We start from the raw sequence: 3,810 nt of genomic DNA, 5'->3' as shown, positions 1-3,810 counted from the left end.
TTCTACAACCACGACCGCCGACACAGCACAGCCGACATGCAGAGCCCCATCGACTACGAGACCAACACGGCCCAGGGCCTGCCCAAAACCGCATAAGGAAGCCCTCCACGATTCGGGGGGAACCACATGGACGCCTCCCCCGAGCAGCCCTACGCGTCCCTGGCGCCGGCCGGCTCCGTCACCGACGACACCGAGCAGGCCTGGCTTCTGGCCGAGCAACTCCTCGACCCGTCCCCCGACAGCGGCGGGGCCGGTCATATTGAGCCCAGGGCACTAGCTCAAGCCCTCATGAACTGGGAGGAGGACATGATCGGCCGCGGCTCCCTGGATCTCCTGGGTCCTTCCACGAAGGCCGCCCTGGAGGAACTGCGCGCGGGCGCCGAACCTGGAACCACCGGTCGCACCGGGACCACCAACGGCGCCGCCATGCGGGTGACCCCGGTCGGGATCGCCTACACCACCGGGACCCCAGCCGCCTGGGAACCGCTCTTCGGCACCGGCGGGCACGCCTGCCTGACGGCCTTCGGCCAAGCCGTGCGTGAATCCTGCTTGGTCACCCACAACACCATCCAAGGGTTCCAGGCTGCCGGTTTGGTGGCGGCCGCCGTCAGCCACGGCATTGACGGCGCCGACACCCTCACCGCCGTGCACCTGGCCCGGGCAACTGTTGCCTCCCTGCCTGCTCAGGGCACTTGGGCGCCCAATGCCTCAGTCCTGGCGGTTGCCGGCAGCGCCGTCGAGTACGCCGCCGATCATGCGGGTGATGATGCCTCCTTCCTCATGTGGGTACGTGATCATGTGGGTACCTGCGTAGAGTCCACCGAATCTATTCCAGCCGCCCTGGCCCTGGCCGTCCGCTACCGCCACCGCCCCTGGGAGGGGCTACTGGCCGCCGCCAACCTCGGCGGGGACACCGACACCATTGGGGCCATTACCGGAGCCATCCTGGGGGCGACCCACGGCGTGCGCGCCTTCCCCGCTCAGGCCCTGGCGCGCGTGCAGGCCGTCTCCGACCTGGACCCCGGTGCTCTTGCAGCGCAACTCCTCCGCCTGCGCCGCCGCAATGACCCGGTCGAGGTTTCACAGAAGGCCGGCGCCGGTCGGCCGGCCCACCCGAGCGGGGCAGCCGACCCCGCGGACCACCCGGGCGGGGACACCGACCCCGCGGCCCTCCCGGGCGGGCAGGTCGGCTCCGCCGGCCCGTCAGCCGGCCCCGCCCAGCCGGTTGGACGTGTCCTGCACCTGGGTGAAGTTCTCATCGACCTATCCATGCGGGTACCCAATCTGCCGCCGCGGGGCGGGGATGTCTTCGCCACCAGCCACGACATGAGCCCCGGCGGCGGGTTCAATGTCCTGGCCGCGGTGCGCCAGTGGGGATGCGACGCCGTGTACTGCGGAGCCCTGGGCACCGGCCCCATGGCGCGAATGGCCCGCGCCGCCCTGGACTCCATAGGCGTGCTCCACGCCGGACCGACACTGTCCACGCACGACACCGGCGTAAGCGTGGCCCTGACTGAGGTCGATGGCGAGCGCAGCTTTATCTCCACTGCGGGCGCCGAGACGCTCACCCCACCGGAGTGCTACCAGCACCTGACGGTGGGGGAGCAGGACCTGGTTTACCTGTCGGGCTACTCCCTGTGCGCGCCCGCCACTCGCGAAGGCCTGCTGCGCTTCGCCTCCAGCCACGCCGGCCTGCCCCCACGGCCCGACGGCGTCCCGCGCGTCCTGGTTGATGCCTCGCCCATGGTGGGGGAATTAGACCTGGCCGACCTCCAGGCGTTGGGGGCCCTGCGACCCCTGTGGTCCCTCAGCGAGCGTGAGGCCCACATTCTCACTGGACGACTGGGCGGCCAGGGAGACGCCGGAGCCTCCAGTCCGGATGGCCCGCGGGAGGCGGCCGGTGCGCTCGCGAAGTACCTGGGTTCCCCGGTGCTGGTGCGGGCGGGGGCCCAGGGTGCCTGGTTCGTTGACATGTTGGACGGCACGCCCCCCGCGGATCCAGTCCATGTGCCCACGGTGCCGGTGACGCCCGTGGACACCAATGGGGCAGGGGACGCGCATGCCGGTGTGCTCGCCGCCGCGCTAGTCCAGGGCGCGCCCCTGCGCCGGGCACTGGTCTTAGCCAATTGCGCCGGCGCGTTGTCGACGCTCACCGCCGGTCCGGCCACCTGCCCCGAGCGGCATAGTATTGAGCAGGCGGCCAGCGCTTTGAGCAAGCGAATGAGTGTCATGACACTGCGCTAGGGTGGCATGACGGCGAGCCAATGATGGTTCTTCACCGCCGGCGCCTCCCATCCGAGGGCGCCCCTAGTGGTGTGGGCGCCCTCTTCTCTTACGAACAGGAGTTCCATGAGCAATCCCACCACTGGAACCGACGCCGCGGCGCCCAACACCCTGTTGGAAAACGCCGGGCTCGACGTCATCGCTGAGTCCGAGCGCAAGGGCCGCCCTCGCGACCTCTTCATGCCCTGGTTTGCCGCCAACATCTCCGTACTGGGCCTGTCCTGGGGCGCGTGGGTGCTGAGTTTCGGCCTCAATGCCGTCCAGGCGATTATCGCCGGGACCATTGGCATCACCTTCTCCTTCTTCCTGTGCGGGGTCATGGCCGTCCTGGGCAAACGGGGCAGCGCTCCCACGCTCGCCCTGTCGCGGGCCGCTTTTGGCTACAACGGCAACCGGCTCTCGGCAGTGATCTCCTGGATGCTCACCGTGGGGTGGGAGACTGTCCTGTGCATCTTGGCGACACTGGCCTCAGCCACAGTCCTGGAGGCCCTGGGCTGGCACAACACCGTCGGGGCGCAGATCGTCGGCTTCCTCATGACCGTGGGACTGGCCGCGAGCGCCGGCATTCTGGGCTTCGACACCATTATGAAGGTCCAGACCTGGATCACCTGGGCCACCGGCGTCCTGACCGTCATCTACCTCATCCTGGTGGCGGGGAGGATTGACTGGACGGCCCTGGGCTCCCTGCCCGCAGGCAACGCTGCCGCTTTCATTGGCGCCCTGGTCATGGTCGCCACTGGCTTCGGCCTGGGCTGGGTCAACGCGGCGGCCGACTACTCGCGTTACCTGCCGCGTACCGCCTCCACTGTCGGCGTGGTGGGCTGGACCACCACTGGTGCGGCTCTGCCCTGTGTCATTCTCATCATTGCTGGAACACTGCTGGTGGGCAGCGATGCCGAACTCGGCGAGGCCATTAACGCCGACCCCATTGGAGCCCTCACCACCATCTTGCCCACCTGGTTCCTCATCCCCTTCGCCATTGTGGCGATCCTGGGCCTGGTGGGCGGCATCATTATGGACCTGTACTCCTCGGGCCTTTCGCTTCTGGCCACCGGGGTGCCGGTGCGCCGTCACGTGGCTACGAGCATTGATGCCACGATTATGACCCTGGGTACCATTGCGGTCATTGCCGGCGCCGACGGTTTCCTCGGTCCATTCCAGGGCTTCCTGACCACTCTTGGTGTTGTGATTGCTGCCTGGGCCGGTGTCATGCTCGCCGAGGTGGTGATGCGTCGGCGCGACTACGACGAGAAAGCGCTGTTCACCCCCGACGGCGTTTACGGTTCGGTCAACTGGGAGGCCGTGGCCCTGGTCCTGGTCGGCTCCATTGTCGGTTGGGGCCTGGTGGTCAACTCCGCCGCCTCCTGGCTCACCTGGCAGGGGTATCTGCTGGGGCCCCTTGAATCGTTCCGGGTTTAATGGAGGCGGTGATGATAGGAAGGATCACTGCTATGGGACGACGGAAGTACCCCCTGGAGTTGCGCGAACGGGCGACTCGGATGGCGCTGGAGGCTATGGAGGATCCGG

General features: G+C 68.2%; 2 protein-coding genes. Both read left to right on the top strand.

Features of this window, described 5'->3' with window-relative positions; all coding sequences use genetic code 11:
- The first annotated feature begins 126 nt into the window (after positions 1-126).
- Positions 127-2,244 carry a PfkB family carbohydrate kinase gene (locus EUC46_RS13200; protein WP_241655573.1) on the top strand — a complete coding sequence of 706 codons (2,118 nt, stop codon included), beginning with the start codon at positions 127-129 and terminating at the stop codon, positions 2,242-2,244.
- A gap of 105 nt (positions 2,245-2,349) precedes the next feature.
- Positions 2,350-3,702, top strand: a complete 1,353-nt coding sequence (locus EUC46_RS12265) for a purine-cytosine permease family protein (protein ID WP_128774440.1) — start codon at positions 2,350-2,352, stop codon at positions 3,700-3,702.
- The last annotated feature ends 108 nt before the right edge of the window (positions 3,703-3,810 follow it).

This window comes from Actinomyces oricola (genome assembly GCF_004104015.1).
Lineage (GTDB): Bacteria > Actinomycetota > Actinomycetes > Actinomycetales > Actinomycetaceae > Actinomyces > Actinomyces oricola.
This window is presented reverse-complemented; position numbering and strand designations above follow the sequence as displayed.

Excerpts from the sequence above, each read along its gene's own strand:
- EUC46_RS13200 (WP_241655573.1), top strand. The coding sequence starts at position 127 with ATGGACGCCTCCCCCGAGCAGCCCTACGCGTCCCTGGCGCCGGCCGGC.
- EUC46_RS12265 (WP_128774440.1), top strand. The coding sequence starts at position 2,350 with ATGAGCAATCCCACCACTGGAACCGACGCCGCGGCGCCCAACACCCTG.